19 protein-coding genes are annotated in these 16,676 nt (G+C 60.3%); 12 read left to right on the top strand and 7 right to left on the bottom strand.

What is annotated here, in order from left to right:
* Window positions 1-105: 105 nt before the first annotated feature.
* Window positions 106-873 (top strand): DUF1223 domain-containing protein, encoded by a 768-nt coding sequence (locus ACQY1K_RS15735; protein ID WP_062462362.1) that lies wholly within the window; start codon window positions 106-108, stop codon window positions 871-873.
* Window positions 874-1,199: 326 nt separating this feature from the next.
* Entirely contained in the window at window positions 1,200-1,589 is a 390-nt protein-coding gene (locus tag ACQY1K_RS15730) for a DUF2794 domain-containing protein (protein ID WP_062462366.1), read from the top strand.
* Between the two features lie 6 nt (window positions 1,590-1,595).
* Here ACQY1K_RS15730 and ACQY1K_RS15725 read toward each other — a convergent pair whose 3' ends face one another.
* The 4 genes from ACQY1K_RS15725 to ACQY1K_RS15710 form a co-directional block, all read right to left on the bottom strand.
* Entirely contained in the window at window positions 1,596-2,153 is a 558-nt protein-coding gene (locus ACQY1K_RS15725) for an N-acetyltransferase family protein (protein ID WP_430257818.1), read from the bottom strand.
* 123 nt (window positions 2,154-2,276) lie between these two features.
* Window positions 2,277-3,023: a Bax inhibitor-1/YccA family protein gene (locus ACQY1K_RS15720; protein WP_062581634.1), complete on the bottom strand. Its 747-nt coding sequence runs from the start codon at window positions 3,021-3,023 to the stop codon at window positions 2,277-2,279.
* Between the two features lie 156 nt (window positions 3,024-3,179).
* Window positions 3,180-5,723, bottom strand: coding sequence for an ABC transporter permease (locus ACQY1K_RS15715; protein ID WP_430257817.1), 2,544 nt, complete (start codon window positions 5,721-5,723; stop codon window positions 3,180-3,182).
* Window positions 5,720-6,430, bottom strand: a complete 711-nt coding sequence (locus ACQY1K_RS15710) for an ABC transporter ATP-binding protein (protein ID WP_430257816.1) — start codon at window positions 6,428-6,430, stop codon at window positions 5,720-5,722. The genes ACQY1K_RS15715 and ACQY1K_RS15710 overlap by 4 nt, the downstream gene beginning before the upstream one ends.
* A gap of 75 nt (window positions 6,431-6,505) precedes the next feature.
* On the opposite strand from ACQY1K_RS15710, the gene ACQY1K_RS15705 reads away from it, so the two are divergent.
* From ACQY1K_RS15705 to ACQY1K_RS15690, 4 genes are all read left to right on the top strand, one after another.
* Entirely contained in the window at window positions 6,506-7,156 is a 651-nt protein-coding gene (locus ACQY1K_RS15705) for an arylesterase (protein WP_430257815.1), read from the top strand.
* Between the two features lie 66 nt (window positions 7,157-7,222).
* Window positions 7,223-7,810: an RNA 2',3'-cyclic phosphodiesterase gene (thpR, locus tag ACQY1K_RS15700; RefSeq protein WP_430257814.1), complete on the top strand. Its 588-nt coding sequence runs from the start codon at window positions 7,223-7,225 to the stop codon at window positions 7,808-7,810.
* A 20-nt stretch (window positions 7,811-7,830) separates the two neighbouring features.
* Window positions 7,831-8,148 (top strand): 4a-hydroxytetrahydrobiopterin dehydratase, encoded by a 318-nt coding sequence (locus ACQY1K_RS15695; protein WP_092660928.1) that lies wholly within the window; start codon window positions 7,831-7,833, stop codon window positions 8,146-8,148.
* A gap of 64 nt (window positions 8,149-8,212) precedes the next feature.
* Window positions 8,213-8,614, top strand: coding sequence for a YkvA family protein (locus tag ACQY1K_RS15690; RefSeq protein ID WP_430259041.1), 402 nt, complete (start codon window positions 8,213-8,215; stop codon window positions 8,612-8,614).
* Between the two features lie 18 nt (window positions 8,615-8,632).
* On the opposite strand, the gene ACQY1K_RS15685 is transcribed toward ACQY1K_RS15690, so the two are convergent.
* On the bottom strand, window positions 8,633-9,196 hold the full coding sequence (locus ACQY1K_RS15685) for a sigma-70 family RNA polymerase sigma factor (protein ID WP_062462388.1): 564 nt from the start codon (window positions 9,194-9,196) through the stop codon (window positions 8,633-8,635).
* Window positions 9,197-9,613: 417 nt separating this feature from the next.
* Between ACQY1K_RS15685 and ACQY1K_RS15680 the strand changes: the two genes are divergently transcribed.
* The 3 genes from ACQY1K_RS15680 to ACQY1K_RS15670 all read left to right on the top strand — a co-directional run bounded on the left by ACQY1K_RS15680 (window position 9,614) and on the right by ACQY1K_RS15670 (window position 12,995).
* The gene (locus tag ACQY1K_RS15680) at window positions 9,614-10,141 is read left to right on the top strand and encodes an invasion associated locus B family protein (RefSeq protein ID WP_062462391.1); all 528 of its coding nucleotides are present in this window, start codon (window positions 9,614-9,616) and stop codon (window positions 10,139-10,141) included.
* A gap of 237 nt (window positions 10,142-10,378) precedes the next feature.
* On the top strand, window positions 10,379-11,617 hold the full coding sequence (gene rlmN / locus ACQY1K_RS15675) for a 23S rRNA (adenine(2503)-C(2))-methyltransferase RlmN (protein ID WP_113111720.1): 1,239 nt from the start codon (window positions 10,379-10,381) through the stop codon (window positions 11,615-11,617).
* Between the two features lie 271 nt (window positions 11,618-11,888).
* A complete protein-coding gene (locus ACQY1K_RS15670) occupies window positions 11,889-12,995 on the top strand; it encodes a hypothetical protein (RefSeq protein ID WP_430257813.1) in 1,107 nt (368 codons plus the stop codon).
* Between the two features lie 55 nt (window positions 12,996-13,050).
* On the opposite strand, the gene ACQY1K_RS15665 is transcribed toward ACQY1K_RS15670, so the two are convergent.
* Window positions 13,051-13,692, bottom strand: a complete 642-nt coding sequence (locus ACQY1K_RS15665; protein ID WP_430257812.1) for a LysE family translocator — start codon at window positions 13,690-13,692, stop codon at window positions 13,051-13,053.
* A gap of 72 nt (window positions 13,693-13,764) precedes the next feature.
* Complete coding sequence (locus tag ACQY1K_RS15660) at window positions 13,765-14,622, bottom strand: SDR family NAD(P)-dependent oxidoreductase (protein WP_430257810.1); 858 nt, start codon at window positions 14,620-14,622, stop codon at window positions 13,765-13,767.
* Between the two features lie 132 nt (window positions 14,623-14,754).
* Here ACQY1K_RS15660 and ACQY1K_RS15655 point away from each other — a divergent pair, with 132 nt between their 5' ends.
* From ACQY1K_RS15655 to ACQY1K_RS15645, 3 genes are all read left to right on the top strand, one after another.
* On the top strand, window positions 14,755-15,009 hold the full coding sequence (locus tag ACQY1K_RS15655; RefSeq protein WP_062462644.1) for a type II toxin-antitoxin system ParD family antitoxin: 255 nt from the start codon (window positions 14,755-14,757) through the stop codon (window positions 15,007-15,009).
* The gene (locus tag ACQY1K_RS15650; protein ID WP_062462402.1) at window positions 15,006-15,296 is read left to right on the top strand and encodes a type II toxin-antitoxin system RelE/ParE family toxin; all 291 of its coding nucleotides are present in this window, start codon (window positions 15,006-15,008) and stop codon (window positions 15,294-15,296) included. The genes ACQY1K_RS15655 and ACQY1K_RS15650 overlap by 4 nt, the downstream gene beginning before the upstream one ends.
* A 111-nt stretch (window positions 15,297-15,407) precedes the next feature.
* Window positions 15,408-16,631, top strand: coding sequence for an argininosuccinate synthase (locus tag ACQY1K_RS15645; RefSeq protein WP_062581647.1), 1,224 nt, complete (start codon window positions 15,408-15,410; stop codon window positions 16,629-16,631).
* The last annotated feature ends 45 nt before the right edge of the window (window positions 16,632-16,676 follow it).

Here is a 16,676-nt window from a genome sequence, read left to right as displayed (position 1 = left end):
TCTTGAACCGGTGCCGCGGTTACTTATCCGGCGTCCCACCGTTATGGCCTTGATTGCCCCTCGCAATCGTGGATAACAAACAACCTATCAAAGGGTTTGCCATTCATGCTGCTTCGTTTTCGCTCCATGGTCCTCGTTGCCGGTCTGCTGATAGCAGGCTCGGCTTCGGCAGGGGAATCGAAGGCCCCGAAGGGCGTCGTGGAACTGTTCACCTCGCAGGGCTGTGCCTCCTGTCCGCCTGCGGACACCACGTTCAGCCAGCTTGTGGCCCAGGGCGACGTCGTGGCGCTGTCCTATCACGTCGACTACTGGAACTATCTCGGCTGGACCGATACGCTTGCCTCCAAAGAGAATACCGAGCGTCAGTACGGCTATGCCAAGACGATGGGCCGCAGCGGCGTGTACACGCCGCAGGCCATCATCAACGGTCGCGACCATGTCAAAGGTACGGACCTGGTCGGCATCAACTCCAAGGTCGATGGTATGCGCAGCAAGGGAGAGGGGCTGGTTGTTCCCGTCTCGGCTGCCATGCACGGAGACGAGATCGAGATCGAGATCGGCGCCGGCAATGCACAGATACCGGCCGAGGCCGAAGTCGTCGTCGCCTACTTCACGAAGAAGCAGCAGGTCGAGGTGACGAAGGGCGAAAACAGCGGCAAGAACATGGATTACTGGCATAGCGTCTACGACGTGCAGTCCGTTGGCATGTGGAACGGCCAGACCATGTCGCTGAAGCTGCCAGGCAAGCTGATGGGCAAGTCCAAGAAGGACGGTTGCGCAATCCTGCTTCAGGCATCGGGCCCGAATGGCGAGCCGGCCGAGATCATCGGCGCAACAATCCTGATGGCCGGGCGCAAGAAGCTGGACGACTGACAGGGCATACCAACACCGCTCACCAGCAAGCTGGTCGCGGAGCGCCGCGCGCTCATTCTTTTCGACGGGAAGTTTGTTGGCGGCCCGGTCCAAATCCACTGGGGGGCTGGGGGTAAGGGTCAGCGAACCGAACCGGGCCAAATGGCGCTAAAGAACGCGCCAAACCAACATCTGCAATCTCGCTTGCAATTCGGGCGCTGTTTTGACCGAAATACGGCTTTCTCAGAAAACATCGCGGCAGCCGGTAACCTGGTATGGCAGCGTTGCAATTTCTAAAATGTCGGGGCACACTGTCACTGCTTTGACATCTATGATTGGGAGTCTTGATGACCGATCAGCCTGAATTTCCGAGGGGCCACCGGCCTCACGATGCTGCCGTCGTCGTCAATCTCAGCGAATACCGACAGAGCCTCGATCCTGCGCCCGTGACATTTCACCGTCGAGAGCTCGACTCCATCCTGTGGATCTATGGTCGGATGGTGGGCGAGGGAGAGTGGAAGGATTACGCGATCGACCACCTGAAGGACAAGGCCGTCTTTTCGATCTTCAAGCGATCGGGCGAGCTGCCGCTGTTCAGGATCGAGAAGAACCCCAAGCTTGCCAACAAGCAGGGTGCCTATTCCGTCATCAACACGAACGGCGTGATCCTGAAGCGTGGTCACGAGCTGCCACAGGTGTTGAAAGTGTTCGACAAGGCGCTGAAGCTCATCGACTGAACTGGTTCACTCGGTGAACAGCGAACCGGGATAGACCGTCGGGTCAGGCGGTGTATCCTTAGCCTCTCCGAGTGCGATCTGCATCAGGACCGTGTCCAGCCACTGACCGTGCTTGAAGCCGGTGCCTTTCAGCGTACCGGTCATTTCGAAGCCTAGGCTCTTGTGGACCGCGACGGATGCGGGGCTTGCGCCACCGATCACGGCCACCATCTGGCGAAAGCCGAGCGCTGTACAGCGGCTGAGCAGTTCCTGCAGCAGTGCCTTCCCGGCACCCTTTCCACGCGCCCCCGCAGAGAGATAGATCGAATCCTCTACCAGCCAGCGATAGGCTGGCCGCGTGCGGAAGGCGGATGCATAGGCATAGCCGATGAGGACGCCGGCGTCGTCGATGGCGGCGATGTAAGGATAGCCCTTCTCGCGGATGGCGTGGAAGCGCGCGGTCATCTCTTTCAGATCAGGCGGGGTGATCTCGTAGCTTGCGGTGCCGTTCAGCACACTGTCCCGGTAGATGGCCGTGATGGCGGGCAGGTCGTCGGTTGTGACGTCGCGAAGGTGCTGGGGCATGGCAGGACTTGGGGCTTGAAGTGAGGCAGAAAGCCTATGACGCAGCCTCCCGGCGGGCAACAAAAAAGGCGACCTTGCGGCCGCCTTCTTGTGTGTCGTCTGGTCTGTCGTCCACTCCGTGGATCAGTTGTTACGGTTGCCCATGAACTGAAGCAGGAAGGTGAACAGGTTGATGAAGTCGAGGTAGAGCGTCAGCGCGCCCATGATCGCCTTGCGGCCCATGACCGTCGCATCATCCGCGTCGTAGTACATTTCCTTGATCTTCTGCGTGTCGTAGGCGGTAAGGCCTGCGAAGATCAGCACGCCGATAGCGGAGATTGCGAAGCCGAGTGCCGAAGACGCCAGGAAGATGTTGACGATCGAGGCGATGATCAGGCCGAACAGGCCCATGATCAGGAACGAGCCCATTGCCGACAGGCTTCTCTTCGTCGTGTAGCCGTAGAGCGACAGAGCGCCGAACGAAGCTGCGGTCACGAAGAACGTCTGCACGATGCTCTGGCCGGTAAAGACCAGGAAGATCGACGACAGCGAAAGACCCATCAGGGCAGCGTAGCCCCAGAAGGTTGCCTGGGCGGCGCTCACGCTCATCTTGTTGATCCTGAAGCTTAGGAAGAACACGACGGCGAGCGGCGACAGCATCACGACCCAGCGCAGCGGGCTTGCAAACAGCAGCTGGCCGAAGGGGGTCAGCTGGCCATCGGCGACGGCCATCTGCCAGGTCGCGAATGCCGCGATGCCGGTGATTGCCAGGCCGAGTGCCATCAGGTTGTAGACCTTGAGCATATAGGCGCGCAGGCCTTCATCGATCATCGCACCGGACTGCGCACCCGTCTGGGCGGCTCGGTTTTGATAGTTGTTGAAGTCAGCCATAGTATCCTCTTCAAGCTCCGGAATTTGTCACGGTGTCGGGCCCTAACGGTCAGACCCAGGCGCCGCTGCGGAGCCCAGCAAGCCTACCATCAAATATGAGGCGATAACCACGCCTATACAAGGGGGAAGAGACGCAATGGATCCCAAAGCTCCCGATCACAATTCCCGGAGGACCGGCGCCGCCTTCTGGCCGAGCACCCGCCACGTGCCGATAAGCCCGATGCCGACGGTCAGCACCAGCGAGGCCACAACCGTGATGATCGCCACATCTGGCAGGAAGGTCGAGGGAAGGCGCATGATGCGCGACACGATGAACCAGGCGGATACGCCGCCGGCCAGAAGCGCAAACACGGCGGTGGCGAAGCCGAGGATCATGTATTCGTAGCTAAAGGCACGGATGAGCATCGATCTCGTTCCGCCGAGCGTCTTCAGGATCACCGCATCATGGGTGCGGGCGCGGTTTCCGGCCGCAAGGGCGCCGGCCAGCACCAGGACTGAAGAGATCAGCGCCACGGCGGCCGCTGCCCGGATCGCCGTGGCCAGCTGGCCGATCAACTGATCGACGATATCGATCGCATCCTTGACCCTTACACTCGTGATGGTCGGATAGGCATTGCTGACGGAGCGCAGGATTGTCGCTTCCTGCTGCGCCGTTGCCGATGGATCGGTGAGGGTCGCAAGCCAGGCATGCGGCGCGCCGCGGAACGTGTTGGGCGAGAAGACCATGACGAAGTTGATGGACAGCGATTCCCATTCGACGTTGCGGAAACTGGAGATCTTGGCGGTGATGTTGCGACCGAGCACGTTGACGGTGACCGTATCACCGAGTTTCAGTCCGAGTTCGCCTGCCTCCTCCGCCGAAAACGAAACGAGAGGCTCGCCGTCATAGTCGGCCGGCCACCATTCACCTTGCGTGAGGGTCGAGCTTTCCGGCTTGTTCTTAGCGTAAGTGATGCCGCGATCGCCGCGCAGGACCCAACGGCCCTTCGCCGGAACATTCATCTGACTGACATCCTGACCGTTGAAGGCGAGTATGCGACCCCGCAGCATCGGCACCTCGAACAGCTTGGCGCCGGGTGCCTGCTCCTGCAGCAGCTTGCGGAAACCATCGACTTCGGCGCTCTGGACATCGACGAAGAAGAAGTTCGGCGCGTTGCGGGCGATGTTGCCGGTCAGCTGGTTGCGCATGTTGCCGTCGATCAGCGCCAGCGTCACCAGGAGTGCCAGACCGAGGCCGAGCGAGAGCACGACCGAGGGCGTCAGGGCGCCGGGACGGTGGATATTGCCGAGTGCCAGCCTCAAGGCCGGCGAACTGACGCGCGGGGCACGACGGGCAAGCCACGCAATGAGCGCCGCCACAAGCCGCAGCAGCACGAACGCGCAGGCGACCGCGCCGAGGAAGACCGAGGCGACGAAGTGATTTTCGGACGAGAAGATCGCAAGGATTGCGAGAGCGGCGAGTGCTGCGCCTGCGGCTGCCAGATACGGCCAGGATGGAAGCCGGCCCGTGTCGAAACTCTGTTCTCTGAACAAAGCTGTGGCAGGGACCTCGCGCGCATGTCCAAGCGGCAGAATGGCGAAGGCAAAGGTGATCAGCAGACCGAACAGGGCGGCAAGCCCAAGCGCCGACGGATAGATGTTGATGCCATCCGGTACCGGAAGCACGCCTTCGAGAAAGCGCAGTGCCACGATGGGCGAAACGGCGCCGATGACGAGGCCGGCCAGAATGCCGATCACTGCCAGAACCATGATCTGGAACAGGTAGATCAGCGTGACAACAGTTGCGGGTGCGCCGAGGCATTTGAACGTGGCGATCGTGGTGCGTTTGGCATCGAGGAAGGCCCGCACGGCGTTCGCCACGCCGACACCGCCGACGATCAGTGCGGTGAGGCCGACCAGCGTCAGAAATTGCGAGAAGCGCTCGACGTTTTCGGTAAGCGAGGGGGCTGCGCGGTCGCTGCTTCGGATCGACCAGCCGGCGGCCGGGAATTCGCTGTTGGCGCGATCGGCCAACCCGGTTCGGCTGGCAGGATCACGCAGCTTGATCTTGTAGGCGTGTTCGACAAGGCTGCCGTTTGCCATCAAACCCGACGCCTGCAGCGCTTCCCGGCTGACCATCAGGCGGGGCGCAAAGCCGAAGCCATCGGACACCGCGTCCGGTTCCGAGGCGATCGTGCCGCGCAGGATGAGTCTGATATTGCCGAGCAACAGTTCGTCGCCGGTTTTGATGCCGAGGCGCTCGAGCAGAAGCGGTGCGGCGAGCGCCCCGAAGGTCTCTCCCTGTTTGGCGACGAGTTCCTGCAGGGGCGCGGCCGGCTCGGCCTTAAACTCGCCGTAGAGCGGATAGGCGCCGTCGACGGCCTTGACCTCGACCAGCGCCTGTTCGGATCCATCCGGCTTGCGGGCCATGGAGCGCAGGCCGGTCGAGACGGACATTTCGCCGAGCCCGCTCAGAAAGGCGCGTTCCTGCTCGGTCGCTTCGCGGTTGTTTAGCTCAAACCGAATATCGCCGGCAAGCAGTTGCTGGCCCTGGCCGGCAATGGCTTCGGTAATGGCGCGCGAAACGGAATTGACGGCGGCAATCGAGCCGGTGCCAAGCGCGATGCAGGCGAGAAAGATGTAGAAGCCGCTAAGGCCGCCGCGCATTTCCCGCAATGCCAGGCGCAGTGCAATTTTCAGCCGGGGGACCGCGACCATCATACGGATGCGACCTGAACGGTCGGAGCGCCTGCTCCGTCGTCGATGATTTCGCCGGAGCGGACGCGGATCTGGCGTGAGCAGCGGGCAGCGAGCGAAATGTCATGGGTGACGAGGATCATCGTCATGCCGCGCTCGGCCTGCTTGGAAAACAGAAGGTCGGCGATCTGGCGCCCGGTCTCGGTATCGAGATTGCCGGTCGGTTCGTCCGCGATCAGCACGGCGGGCGAGGGGGCAAGCGCGCGGGCGATCGCCACGCGCTGCTGCTCGCCGCCGGAGAGCTGGCCGGGATAATGGTGCAGGCGTTCACCCAGGCCAACGGCTGTCAGCTCGCGGCGGGCGATCTCGAACGGATCCTTCGCATTTGCAAGCTCCAGCGGGACCGCGACGTTTTCGAGCGCGGTCATGTTGGCGATGAGGTGAAACGACTGGAAGACGATACCGATATTGCGGCCGCGGAAATCCGCCAGCGCATCTTCGGAAAGGTTGTGAAGCGCCTGGCCGTTAATGACGATCTCGCCGCTGTCGAGACGCTCGAGGCCGGCCAGCACCATCAGCAGTGTCGATTTGCCCGAACCCGAGGGACCGACGATGCCGACCGCTTCTCCTGTGTCGACGTCAAGATCCATGCTCTTCAAAACGTGAACGGATGCCGCCGCGCTGCCGAGGGTGAGATCGGCTTTTCGCAGCGTGATGATGGTTTTAGTCAATGCAGACCGTCCTATATAGGCTTCAAGAGCAATTCATGCCGCGCTGCGGTTAAGCCCAAATCTAGGAGACCGATCGTGCGTTTTAAAGCAAGACCGCTTCAATTCCTCGTCATGATACTGGCAGCACTGACCGCAGCCCCGGTTTTCGCCCAGGACAAGACCCTCCAGATCGTCGGCTTTGGAGACAGTCTGATGGCCGGCTACCAGCTGGCGCCGGCAGAATCCTACACCGCCCAGCTCGAGGCAGCGCTGAAGGCGAAGGGCCTCAATGTGGCGATCAACAATGCCGGCGTGTCCGGCGATACCAGTTCCGGCGGGCTTGGACGCATCGACTGGTCGGTTCCAGATGGCACTGATGGCGTGATCCTTGAGCTTGGCGCCAATGATGCGCTGCGCGGCATCGCACCCGAGCAGACGGAAAAGAACCTCGATGCGATGATCACGCGGCTGAAGGCGCGCAACATTGCGATCTATCTGGTTGGCATCATGGCGCCGCCGAACATGGGCAGCGACTATGCGCAGAAGTTCAACCCGATCTACGAAAGGCTCGCCAAGAAACACGCGCTGCCGCTCTATCCGTTCTTCCTCGATGGCGTGACCACTGTTGCCGGAATGCAGCTCGAAGACGGCATGCATCCAAACGCAAAGGGTGTCGCGGCCATGGTCGAAAAGAGCCTTCCTTCGGTCGAAGCCTTCCTTGGGGACATCGGTAGTCAGCAAAAATAATATCTTGCGCGGAAGCGAGTTGCATGTTCCGCTGTTAGCATCTGCAAAAGATTCGAGGAGGTCCCTATGCCGAGACTTTTCATCGCCCTCGAAGTTCCACGCAATGTCGCGATGAGCCTGTCGCTGCTCCGTGGCGGCATCCCCGGCGCACGGTGGATCGATGTGGAGAACTATCACATCACCCTTCGCTTCATCGGCGACATCGACGGACGGACCGCAGACGAGATCGTCGACCGGCTGGACCGGATCGACCGTCCGGAATTCCGGCTAAAGCTGACAGGTATCGGTTCGTTCGGGTCCAAGAAGCCGCATTCGATCTTTGCCGGTGTCTCCCCGTCGCCCGAACTTCACGCGCTGCAGGGGGAAACCGAGCGGATCTGCCAGCGTCTCGGACTGGCGCCGGATCCGCGGAAATTCACGCCGCATGTCACTCTGGCACGTCTCAAACACTGCCGACTCGATGAAGTCGTACATTACCTTTCAGGGCGCGGGAATTTTCACACCGCGCCCTTTGTCGTTCCGCGTTTCGTGCTGATGTCTTCCAAGGAATCCTGCGGTGGCGGGCCCTACCTGACGGAGGAAATCTTCCCGCTGCGCGAGCTCAGCTACGGCTATGCCCAGGACGAGATGGAAACAGCCGAGCACCGTTTCTAGTCTCTGGCGAAGGTATGCTGATGGCTTATGAGGTGCTGGACAGAGAAGCGATCGAGCGCGAGATCGCCACTCTCGATGGCTGGACGATGGGCCCTGATGGCGACGCGATCACGAGGAGCTTTGTCTTTGCGTCGTTTCGCCAAGCCTTCGGGTTCATGGCGGAATGCGCGTTGGCGGCTGAAAAACTCGACCATCATCCGGACTGGTCCAACAGCTATTCGCGTGTCGAGGTGCAACTCACCACCCATGCGAAGAAGGGGCTGACAGATCGTGATTTCAAGCTGGCGCGAGCCATGGACGAGGCATTTCGCGCACGGATCGTCACGCCCCGGAATTGAACTTCACACCGGCATTCCCATATGCTGATGCATTGAAGCGAGCATCTGGAGTGACGGAATGAGCGTGGATGACGTCAAGATCGGCGAGATCCTTCTGCCCGGCGACGAAAAAACGCAGGATCGCCGGGAAAAGCAGGTGCGTGCCAGGTTCTGGCCGACGATGCGGCGAGCCGCGCGGCAAATTCCATTCAGCCGCGATCTGGTCGCCGCCTATTACTGCGCCGTGGACCGAAAAACACCCTTGCGCGTTCGCGGGACCTTGCTGGCAGCGCTCGCCTATTTCATTCTCCCCATCGACATCGTCCCGGATTTCTTTGCGGTCGTCGGGTTCAGCGATGATATCGCGGTTCTTGCTGCGGCCCTGCGCATGATCCAGGGCCATATCAACGACGGACATTACGACGCAGCAGACAGCGCGTTTGCCGATCACCCCGATATTGCAGCCGGAATGAAGACGAGCGGCTGATCCGGCCGCCCCGCCGCTTCAGTTCGGTGACGTCTCTTCCAGTGCTCGCCGCAGGCGCTCGAACGCCAGCCTGATGCGCGACTTTACGGTGCCCAGCGGAAGCCCGGTCGAAGCGGCGATTTCGGAATGGGACTGACCCAGGAAAAAGGCGGCCCGCACCAGCTTCATTTGCTCGTCCGGAATCTGAGAAAGGGCATCACGGACCCGCTCGTCGCGCTCCTTGCTTTCAAACAGGGTGTCGACGCCCGGTACCTCCGCCAAGGCAAGAAATGTCTCCTGGCCGTCAAACTTGCGGTTTCGGGCGCGGCGCTTGGCATCGATGTGGCGGTTTCGTGCGACCCGGAACAGCCAGGTCGACAGGCTTGATCTTGCGGGATCATAGAGGCTGGCACGATGCCAAAGGATGGTCATGACATCCTGGACGAGTTCTTCTGCCTCGTCCGAATTCATGCCGCGCTTCATCAGCCAGGATTTCAGGCGTGGCGCGAAATGATCAAAAAGCGCAGTGAACGCGTCTTGATCACGCGTTGCAGCCACTGCCCTGACCAGGCGGGCGAAGCGGTCTCTCTCGTCCCCTAGCATCTAACCGGCAGTAGGCTTTCTTTGTGAGTAGGCGTCAGCTTTGCGACTATCCTACCGTATCGGTAGAAAAACGGGTAGCGGTTTTAAGCAGGATTTATACGTAGTTTCAAAGTGCTGCGACCTGCGTCATCGGACGGACAAACTCTTGCCCAAATCGTTGTTGAGTGATGCGCCCAGAAAACTCGACGTCTGGAACGGGCATCATTAAACGCAACCCTGCGCCGCATTCGACCGCATCCCGGTTCACTACATATTCAGCATCCAACCGATAGTGTTGACTCTTTGGTAACCGGAATGAAGTCAAAATGGGACCCGACCGTTGGGACGCCGCATATGACGCCCAGACATGACGCCGAGAAGGCATGTCCGTACTGGCCCGGCTCGGGCCCTTGAAATTACGAAAATTGGCAGGAGATCATGGCCGCTAGAACCGTCGCAATCGCATTGGCGCTTACTCTCGCCGGAATTGGCGCAGGACTTGGCGCCGGCACGGGTACCGCTTCCGCCCAGACGCCGAACCGCATCCAGCAGTTCAAGGCGTGGGGTGCGTATTCCTACAAGCAGGGCGCGGCTACGGTCTGCTACGTCTTGTCCGTCCCGACGACCAAGGAGCCAGCAAGCGTCGATCACGGCGATATCTTCTTCATCGTGTCGCAGCGCCCGGGCCAGAACATCTCCTACGAACCGCAGGCGATGATGGGCTACACGATGCAGACCAATTCCAAGGTCACCGTGACGATCGACAACAAGAACTTCACGATGTTCACCAAGGACAAGGCCGCCTGGGTCGAGAACGCCGCCGAAGAACCGGCTCTCGTTGCTGCGATGCGCACCGGTCAGAAGATGAGCGTCAGCGCCGTATCCGGTCGCGGCACCAAGACGTCCTACGCCTATTCGCTGCAGGGCATTTCAGCGGCTCTGAAGCAGGTTGAATCCTGCAAGTAAGCAGAGATTGCCACCACCGCATTGGAAGGCCGGTCATCGACCGGCCTTTTGCGTTTGACGAAGAATAGTGACGTGGCGTCGTTTTGATGATAAAGCGCCCGTCAAGATTAGTCCTGCGCGACCGTTCCTCGGAAAGTCGCTTACCCGGGACGCCATGATTTCACAGAAAGACATGCCACGGCGATGCGCGAAACCTGCGCTGGGCGAAGGCATGTTATTCGAACGGGATATGAAGAAATGTCGGTCTCCGAGGCCTTTGCGCCTGTCGCCATCAAGAAGCCGCTCGTCGCCAATCCGGACCTCTATAGCGAAAAACCGTCGCTGATCGGCCTGTCGCGCGAGGATATGGGCGCGGCGCTGCGAGAAAAGGGCATACCGGAAAAGCAGGCGCGGATGCGGGTCAGCCAGCTCTGGCACTGGCTCTACATTCGCGGCGTGTCGGATTTCGACGCGATGACGAATGTCGCCAAGGACATGCGCGAAATGCTGAAGACGCATTTCACGATTGCGCGTCCCGAAGTGGTGGAAGAGCAGATCTCCAATGACGGCACGCGCAAGTGGCTGCTGCGCTTTCCGCCGCGCGGTGCCGGCCGTCCGGTCGAGGTCGAAACGGTCTATATTCCCGAAGAGGGCCGCGGCACGCTGTGCATATCCAGCCAGGTCGGCTGTTCGCTCACCTGTTCCTTCTGCCATACCGGCACCCAGCGCCTCGTGCGCAACCTGACGGCCGAGGAAATCCTTGGCCAGCTGCTTCTGGCGCGCGACCGGCTGGGGGATTTCCCCGGTGCCGACACGCCGCCCGGCGCTTTCGTGCCGACTGGCGACCGCAAGGTCACGAATGTCGTCATGATGGGCATGGGCGAGCCGCTCTACAATTTCGAAAGCGTCAAGACGGCGCTGCTGATCGCGACAGACGGCGACGGGCTTTCGCTGTCGAAGCGTCGTGTCACGCTGTCGACGTCGGGCGTCGTGCCGGAAATCTATCGCACAGGCACGGAGATCGGCGTGATGCTGGCGATCTCGCTGCATGCGGTCCGCGACGAGCTGCGCGACATGCTGGTGCCGATCAACAAGAAGTATCCGCTGAAGGAACTGCTGGAAGCCTGCCGCCAGTATCCGAGCCTGTCCAACGCCCGTCGCATCACATTCGAATATGTGATGCTGAAGGACGTCAACGACAGCCTCGAGGATGCCAAGCTGCTGACCCAGATGCTGAAGGGCATTCCGGCGAAGATCAATCTCATCCCGTTCAACCCGTGGCCCGGTACCAATTACCAGTGCTCGGATTGGGAGACGATCACCAAGTTTGCCGACTTCATCAACCAGGCAGGCTATGCCTCGCCGATCCGCACGCCACGCGGCCGCGACATTCTCGCCGCCTGTGGCCAGCTGAAGTCGGAATCGGAGCGCATGCGCAAGACCGATCGCCTCGCCTTCGAAGCGATGATGATCGCCGGCCATGGCGAAGACGACTGACGCCGGGAGGGCTTCGATTGCTGGCTGAACCGGCTCGAAGCCTGGAAACCTCTCATTAGTCCTTTCGTTTCTGACACCGAGCGCTCGAGGGGCGGCAAAAATGCCGCCTGGCGCGGCGCAAATGCGCTTGATTCCGTTGTAGGGGTCATATGCAGGCTGCAATAATCTGATATCGATGTGGCTCATCCAGGTGCAACCGGAAGATGCCTCCATGTTTCAGCATCCCATTAGGAAGTCTGCATTTTATGTCTCACTAACAGGCGGAACGACAGTGGCGGCCTTAATTGCCACAACCGCCGAAGCGCATGTGAAATGGTTCGCACCCTACATCGTGGGTGCGCCTCTCCAGCCGGTCGAAACTGTTCTGCGCGATATTTGGTTTTGGGTAGCGATCGTACTCGTTCTCGTTTGTTTCGCCGCAGCCCGGGCGATCGAAACTAGCCGTTTTGGACCGTTGATCTTCGAAGCGCTTGATCGCTTTACCTCGCCGCTCTGGGCGAGGATCGACGATTATGTCCGCGTCGTCATTGCCTCGTTCTTCGTCGCGATCTTTGCCACGGGTGGCGTTTACCTGACGCCGGACCTGAAGACGCCTGCCGAATCGGTGTCCTGGCTGCAGTTGCTGATCGCTGCCCTGATCTTCTCGCGGCGGACCATGCCTTTCGCCGGCCTTGGAATTGTTGCCCTATGGCTGCTCGCGGCGCGGGACTACGATCTCTTCCACTTGTTCGACTATTTGGCGCTCGGGCTCGGCGTTGCCGCCTACCTGATCATCGAGCCGATGAAAGACGACTGGCGTGTCCACCGTTTTGAAGTGCTGCGCTGGGGGCTAGCTATCGCGCTGATGTGGTCGAGCCTCGAAAAATTTGCCTATCCCGAATGGTTCTATCCGCTGGTGGTGGAAAAGCCCTTTCTCACGATGGGCATGCCCCGCGATGTCTTTATTCCCATGGCCGGTATCGCCGAATTCACCATGGGCTTCGGTCTTCTCTGGACCGCGCTTATCCGCCGCCTTTCGGCCATCGCAATGATCGTCATCTTCACCTCGGCCGTCTTGCCGTTCGGGCGTATAGATCTGATCGGCCACGGGTTGATCACCGCCATCCTGGTGGCGGTTGCCTGCGACCAGAACCGGGCAGACGGGCTGCTGCCCGGACTGAAACAAAAGCTTTCGGCCATCCCTGCCGGGCTGGCTGTCGCCATCGTGGTTTTCTTGAGTGGCTATTGGGGCCTGCATCTCGCCTTCTATGGTGCCGGAGGCTTTTCCGGGCCGGTGGCGGCCGAAAAGACCACCCATTCCCACAGCGTCGAATACCCGCATGGCCCGCAGTCCGAGATCGGAATTGGTGCCCCGCCCACCCGCGGCCAGGGGGAGTAACAGAAGAGTCGTCCTTCGACGCGAAGCGAAGGTAGTTTGAAACGAAGGGGCGACCTTATCTCGACTGCGTCATGAAGATCTTCACGGCGAAGACCGAGAACACGCTGGCGAAGGTGTAGTCGAGGCCGCGCAGGACTTTCGGATTTCTTTGCAGCCAGTTCGCAAGCCGATCGGCGGCAAGCACGACGATCAGGTTCACCGGCATGCCGATGGCGATGAAGAAGATCCCGAAGAAGACCAGCTTGCCCGTCACATGCGGATCTGTCGCCGTCACGAACTGCGGAAGAAAGGTCATGAAGAAGATGATCACCTTCGGATTGAGGATATTCACCCAGAAGCCGATCGAGATATTTGCGAGCGGGCTTGCCGTTGCGCGCTCCACGGTTTCGACGGAGAAGCTGGAGCCGAAGCGGATCGCCTGGATCGCCAGCCACAGCAGATAGGCGGCGCCGCCTGTTTTCAGGATGAAGAAGGCGGTGGGCGACGCGGTAATCAGCGCCGAGATGCCGAAGGCGACCAGAAGCGTGTGGCAGACGACGCCGAGACTGGTGCCGAGCACCACGAACAGTGCCGATCTGCGCCCCTGCGCAAGCGCCCGGCTGATCGACAGCGTCATATCAGGCCCAGGCGTCAGAGCCAGAAGCAAGCCGGCTGCGGTGAAGGCCAGAAGCGATGCAAGGCTTGGCAGGAATTCCATTAAGTGTCCTCGAAAGCCGGATGACGGTTGTCGCTTTTTATCCGGCTTTCGAAGTCCTGCCAAACCTGTTGATCAACTGCCGCTGATGAATTTTTTTGATGCATCCGTGAAGTCCGGATGCCAGCGCGACAGAGGCGGACGGTTTTCGATGATGTCGCCGATTGCCCATGCCATGCGCCGTTCGTCCGTCTTGCGGTCGACGTCGTTGTCCGGGCAGAGAATGTAGAAATCACCGCGTTCGAGACTTTCCAGCATGAACTGCACTGTCTGTTCGGACGTCCAGGCGGCATCGGGCTTTTCGGTTCGGTCCCCCTTTGTCAGGCCGGTATAGACGAAGCCCGGAATGAGAAGGTGGGCACTGACCTTGCATTCGGGCATATTGCGCAATTCGTGCTGCAGGGCTTCGGTGAAGGCCTTCACGCCGGCCTTGGAGACATTGTAGGCGGGATCGCCGGGCGGCGTGGTGATGCCCTGTTTCGACCCGGTGTTGATGATGAGGCCAGGTTCGCCATGGGCGATCATGCGGGGGCCGAATGTCCTGCTGCCATTGACGACACCCATCAGGTTGACGGCGAGAACGTTCTCCCAGTTGACCTGCGGGCCGAACAGGCTGCTGCCGGGCTGGATGCCGGCATTGTTCATCAGCACGTGAACCCGGCCGAAGCGCTGCAGAACGGCGCGTTCCAGAGCTTCGATCTCCGTCGGTTTCGAGACGTCGGTGCCGATTGCCACGACATCGGCCTCGCCATCGTCGGCAAGGGCGGCAACCTCGCGACACGCCTCTGAAAGCCGGTCGCCCTCGAAATCCGCCAGGACGACGCACATGCCGAGTTTCGCAAATTCCTTGGCAGCGGCAAGACCGATACCGGAGGCGGCGCCGGTGACGACGGCGACATTGTCTTTCTTCAGAGCAGGGTGAGTGATGGACATGGAAAGTCTCCTCTTTGACGCTTCTGCTGAAAGGCTTGAAGTGATCAAACGCTCGGGTGTTCAAAGGCTCGGCGCGATATGGTATCCTCCACGGGATCCGTCAACATGACGCGAGATCGAACCGGAGCCGGCATGATGGGCGAACTTAGATCTATCAGAGTTGACGAAAAACTGGCCGCCTTTGTTGAAAAGCAGGTCGAGGACGGACGTTATGGCTCCGCCAGCGAAGTGATCGAGGACGCGCTGCGCCTGCTGCAGGAAAGCGACGCCGCCTCGCTGGAGGCCATCCGCGCGGCGATCCAAGAAGGCGAAGACTCTGGTGAGCCGCAGCCGTTCGATTTCGATGAATTCATAGAGCAGAAGCGGGCGCGGCGCCTGCAGCCATGAAGGCGCTGGTTTTTGCGCCGAACGCCGTCGCCGATATCGATGGGATTTACGATCATACGGAAGAATTTTGGGGGTTCGAACAGGCTGAGGACTATACGTTCAGCCTGAGGCAGGCGTGCCGGATCCTCGCTGCGGGCGAACGACGGGGCCGGCATGTGCGCGGGATCAAGACCGGGTATCTGGCGCTGACCTATCGGTCTCACTTCATCATCTATCGCGAGACGAAAACCCAGGTCGTGATCATCCGCATCCTCCATCAACGCATGAACCTATCGCGCCATCTCTGACGCGGTCGCTTCCGGGTTTTTCTTGCGCGGCTTTTGAAACTCGCTAAAAGTGCGCCATCCCAGACACGACGGTTGATCCAACCGCCGCCACCCGCAGACGGACAATTCGACATGGCACTTCCGAAAGACGTAAAAAAGGTCGTTCTCGCCTATTCCGGCGGTCTCGACACCTCGATCATCCTGAAATGGCTGCAGACCGAACTCAATGCTGAAGTGGTGACCTTCACCGCCGATCTCGGTCAGGGCGAAGAGCTGGAACCGGCGCGCAAGAAGGCCGAGATGCTCGGGATCAAGGAGATCTATATCGAGGACGTCCGCGAGGAATTCGTCCGCGACTTCGTCTTCCCGATGTTCCGTGCCAATGCCGTCTATGAAGGCGTCTACCTGCTCGGCACATCGATTGCCCGGCCGCTGATCTCCAAGCATCTGATCGAGATCGCCCGCAAGACCGGTGCCGATGCGATCGCACATGGCGCGACCGGCAAGGGCAACGACCAGGTCCGCTTCGAGCTGTCAGCCTATGCGCTCAACCCGGATATCAAGGTCATCGCGCCCTGGCGCGACTGGGCGTTCAAGAGCCGCACAGACCTTCTGACGTTTGCCGAACAGAACCAGATCCCGGTTGCCAAGGACAAGAAGGGCGAAGCGCCGTTCTCGGTCGATGCCAACCTGCTGCACTCGTCTTCCGAGGGTAAGGTTCTGGAGGACCCGGCGGTCGAGGCTCCCGAATACGTGCATATGCGCACGATTTCGCCGGAAGCTGCGCCGGATCAGGCGACAACCATCAAGGTCGGCTTCCGCAAGGGCGATGCCTGCTCGATCAATGGCGTCGAGATGTCTCCGGCAACCCTGCTCGCTGCGCTCAACACCTACGGTCGCGACAACGGTATCGGCCGTCTCGATCTGGTCGAGAACCGGTTCGTCGGCATGAAGTCGCGTGGCATCTACGAGACCCCCGGCGGCACGATCCTGCTCACCGCTCACCGCGCCATCGAATCGATCACGCTCGACCGGGGTGCAGCTCACCTCAAGGACGAGCTGATGCCGAAATATGCCGAGCTCATCTATTACGGCTTCTGGTATTCGCCGGAGCGCGAGATGCTGCAGGCGATGATCGACAAGAGCCAGGAGCATGTGGAAGGTGAAGTGACGCTGAAGCTTTACAAGGGCAACGTCATGGTCATCGGCCGCGAGAGTGCGAAGTCGCTCTATTCCGACCAGCTGGTCACGTTCGAGGACGATCAGGGCGCCTACGACCAGAAGGATGCGGCCGGCTTTATCAAGCTCAATGCCCTGCGCCTGCGCACGCTCGCCAAGCGCAACCAGCTCCGCTAAGCGCTTTTGCACCGATCGATATTGAAGCCCGCTTCCGGAAACGGA

This window comes from Neorhizobium sp. IRS_2294, from assembly GCF_050500145.1.
GTDB classification, from domain to species: domain Bacteria; phylum Pseudomonadota; class Alphaproteobacteria; order Rhizobiales; family Rhizobiaceae; genus Neorhizobium; species Neorhizobium soli.
Note: the sequence above shows the minus strand (reverse complement) of the source record. Positions and strands in the feature narration are given on the sequence as shown.